General features: G+C 69.0%; 1 protein-coding gene. It reads left to right on the top strand.

Features of this window, described 5'->3' with window-relative positions:
- Positions 1 to 61: 61 nt before the first annotated feature.
- The coding region (locus tag ACYVOO_RS40345; protein WP_461020700.1) for an amino acid adenylation domain-containing protein at positions 62 to 4,187 on the top strand (4,126 nt) is incomplete at its 3' end.

The following is a 4,187-nucleotide window of genomic DNA, read 5'->3' on the forward strand; positions in this document are numbered from 1 at the left end:
GCGACTCGTCGAGGAGCTGACACCGTCCCGCTCCCTGGCCCGCCACCCTCTGTTCCAGGTGATGCTGACGTTCCGGAATCTGGAGTCCGCGACGCTGGATCTGCCCCAGGTCCACGCGGAGCCGTTCCAGGGCACAGGGAGTGCCGCGCGTTTCGACGTGGACGTGTCGCTGCACGAAGCCTTCGACGACCAGGGCCGGCCGGCGGGTGTGGGCGGCGGGATGACCGTGGCCGCGGACCTCTTCGAGCCGCAGACGGCTACCAGGATCGCGGACTGGTTCATGCGCGTACTGGAGACGGTCACCACCGCCCCGGACATCGCGCTGCATGCGGTGGACGTGCTCGATACAGCCGAGCGGAACCGTGTGATCGAGCAGTGGAACGACACTGCCGTGGCTTTGCCCGACGTGGGTCTGGTGGAGCTGTTCGAGGGGTGGGCGGCGACTCGCCCCGACGCGGTCGCGGTGATGGCCGTCGGCCAAGAGGTCTCTTACGCGGAGCTGAACGAGCGGGCGAACCGGTTGGCGCGGTGGCTGATCGCGCGGGGGGCGGGGCCGGAGCGGTACGTGGCCGTGGCCCTGCCTCGTACGGTGGATCTGCTGGTGGCGTTGCTGGCGGTGGCGAAGTCGGGTGCGGCCTATCTGCCGCTGGACACGGACTATCCGGCCGAGCGGCTGGAGTTCATGCTCGCGGAGACCGCGCCGGTGACGGTGCTCTCGTCCTCGCACCTGGCGGAGCTGGTGCCGACCGTCGGCGCCTTGACGCTCGTGGACGATGCGGACACGGCCGCCGCGATCGGCGCGTGTTCGGCGGCGAATGTGACGGACGCGGATCGCTGGGCGCCTGTGACGGGCGACCACCCCATGTATGCCATCTACACCTCCGGCTCCACTGGGCGGCCCAAGGGTGTGGTGGTTTCGCGATCGGCGCTGCTGAATCTGTTGCTGGGGATGCAGCAGGAGCTGGGGTTGGAGTGTGATGACCGGCTGCTGGCGCTGACCACGGTGGGGTTCGACATCGCCGGTCTGGAGCTGTTCTTGCCGCTGACACAGGGGGCGGCGGTGGCGGTGGCGGCCAAGGAACTTGTCTACGATCAGGTGGCCTTCGGCCGTACGGTCGAAGAGACCGGGGCGAGCGTCATCCAGGCCACACCGACTCTGTGGCGGTCGGTGCTGGCCGGTGGCCGGGTGGATCTGGCCGGGGTGTGGGTGCTGGTCGGTGGCGAGGCGCTGCCCGCGGACCTCGCGGCCCGACTGGCTCAGGCGGCCGCCGGTGTGGTGAACGTGTACGGACCGACGGAGACAACGATCTGGTCCACATCGGCACACGTCGACCCCGGGCATGTCGGCGAGCCGCTGATCGGCCGGCCTATCGCCAACACGCGGCTGTATGTGCTGGACGCCGGGCTTCAGCCGGTACCGGTCGGGGTGACGGGCGAGTTGTACATCGCCGGTGCCGGGGTGGCGCGCGGCTACAACGGCCGTCCGTCGCTGACGGGTGAGCGGTTCGTGGCCTGCCCCTTCGGGACGGGGGCCGGGGAGCGGATGTACCGGACCGGGGATCGGGTGAAGTGGACCCCGGAGGGACAGCTCGCTTTCCTCGGCCGGGCGGATGAGCAGGTGAAGATCCGCGGGTTCCGTATCGAGCCCGGGGAGATCGAGGCCACCTTGTCGGTGCGTGCGGATGTTGCGCAGGCCGCGGTGGTCGTGCGCGAGGACACCCCGGGTGACAAGCGGTTGGTGGCCTACGTCGTCCCGGCCGACACCGACACCGACGCTGTCGACTTCGACGACCTGCGTGCGTTCGTGGGCGGCCGGTTGCCGGAGTACATGGTCCCGGCCGCGTTCGTCACCTTGCCGGAGCTGCCGCTGACGGCCAACGGCAAGCTCGACCGCCGCGCGCTGCCGGCACCTCAGTACACCGCAGGCGCGGGCCGCGGCCCGGCGACGGTGCGCGAGGAGATCCTGTGCGTGGCCTTCGCCGACGTGCTGGGCGTGGAAGCGGTCGGAGTCGACGACGACTTCTTCGAACTCGGCGGCCACTCGCTGCTGGCGATCTCCCTGGTCGAACGACTGCGAGAGCGAGGCGTAGCCGTATCGGTACGTGCCCTGTTCGAGTCGCCGACGCCAGGGGGCCTCGCGCGGACGGCTGACGTCGGGACGCTCGATGTGCCGGAGAACCTGATCCCCGTCGGCGCCGAGCGGATCACGCCGGAAATGTTGCCTCTGGCGGAGCTGTCGCAGGCCGACATCGACCGGGTCGTGGCATCGGTCGACGGCGGGGCGCCGAACGTGGCGGACGTGTATCCGCTGGCGCCGTTGCAGGAAGGCATGTTCTTCCACCACCTCATGGCCGGCGACGGCGGGGACGTGTATCTCACCGCGCGCGTTGTGGAGTTCGACACCCGTACCCGGCTGGACGAGTTCGTGCGGGCGTTGCAGCGGGTCATCGACCGGCACGACATCTACCGCACGGGTGTGGTGTGGGAAGGGCTGCGCGAGCCCGTACAGGTGGTGTGGCGGCAGGCGGAACTCCCGGTCGTCGCACACACCCTGGAGGTCGAGGGCACGGAACCGACTCGTTGGGTCGAGGACCTGATGGCCCTGGCCGGCTCGATGATGAACCTGGGCCGTGCGCCTTTGATGGACGTGCACGTGGCAGAGATGGTGGAGGGTCGCTGGCTCGCCGTCGTCCGCATGCACCACATGGTCCAGGACCATCTCGGCATGGACGTGCTCTTGGGCGAGCTGCGAGCCGTGCTGTCCGGCGAGGTCGTGGACATGTCGCCGACGTTGCCGTTCCGCAACTTCGTCGCGCAGACGCGGGCAGTGCCGAGGGAGGAGCACGAGCGCTTCTTTACCGACCTCCTGGGGGATGTGACCGAGCCGACCGCCCCGTATGGGCTGCTCGGTGTCCAGGGCGACGGCACCGACGTCGTAGCTGATCAGGTGTCTCTGTCCGACGAGCAGGTCGCGGCCCTGCGGCGTGTGGCGCGGGAGCTGGGGGTCAGCCCGGCGACCGTGCTGCATGTGGCGTGGGCGCGGGTTCTGGCCACCCTCGCTGGTCGGGATGACGTGGTCTTCGGCACGGTGTTGTTCGGCCGGATGAACGCGGGGGCGGGCGCCGACCGGGCGCTGGGGCCGTTCATGAACACGTTGCCGGTGCGGGTGCGGACCGCTGGTGTCGGGGTGCGTGCAGCAGTAGAGGGGATGCGGGAGCAACTGGCGGCGCTGCTGGAGCACGAGCATGCGCCGCTGGCGATGGCCCAGCGGGCTAGCGCTGTCGCGGGCGACATGCCCCTGTTCACCTCGCTGTTCAACTACCGGCACGGTGCTCAGAAGGCCGATGCGTCCAGAGACCGCCAGGTCAAGGGCATACAGCATCTCGCTCGGCGGGAGCGGACCAACTATCCGCTCACCGTGGCAGTCAATGATCTCGGTCCGGAGAAACTCAGCATAGGTGTCGAGGCCGTGAAGCCGATCGACGCGGCCACGGTCACCCACCTGATGCGTACAGCGGTGGAAAGCGTGCTCCAGGCGCTGGACGCCGTGCTGGGCGGAAGTCCCGACGTGCGGCTCGACACCCTGAACCTGCTAGAGCCTCAAGAGCGCGATGTGGTGGTGCGGCAGTGGAACGACACGGCTGTGCCGGTGGGCTCCGTGATGGTGCCGGAGTTGTTTGCGGAGCGGGTGGCCGAGGCTCCCGATTCGGCTGCGGTGGTGTTTGAGGGTGTGGAGCTGTCTTACGGCGAGTTGGATGTGGCGGCGAATCGGCTGGCGAATTGGCTGCGTGGTCGGGGTGTGGGTGGGGAGTCGGTGGTGGGGCTGTCTCTGCCGCGTGGTCCGCAGATGGTGGTGGGGATTGTGGGGGTGTGGAAGGCGGGGGCGGCGTATGTGCCGGTGGATGCGTCGCTGCCGCCCGAGCGGGTGGAGTTCATGCTCGCCGACGCCGGGGTCGGGATGGTTGTTGGCGTGGAGGAGTTGGAGGAGTCGGCTGGCTCTTCCGACGCGGCACCGCAGGTGGCTATCGCCCCGGCTTCGCTGGCGTATGTGATCTATACGTCGGGTTCGACGGGGGTGCCGAAGGGCGTGGGTATCTCGCACGGCTCGGTGGCGAATTTGGTGTCGGTGTTTGTTCCGGTGATGGGTGTGGGGCCGGGTGTGGGGGTGTTGCAGTTCGCGTCGTTCA

The sequence above is a fragment of the Streptomyces daliensis genome, from assembly GCF_054782395.1.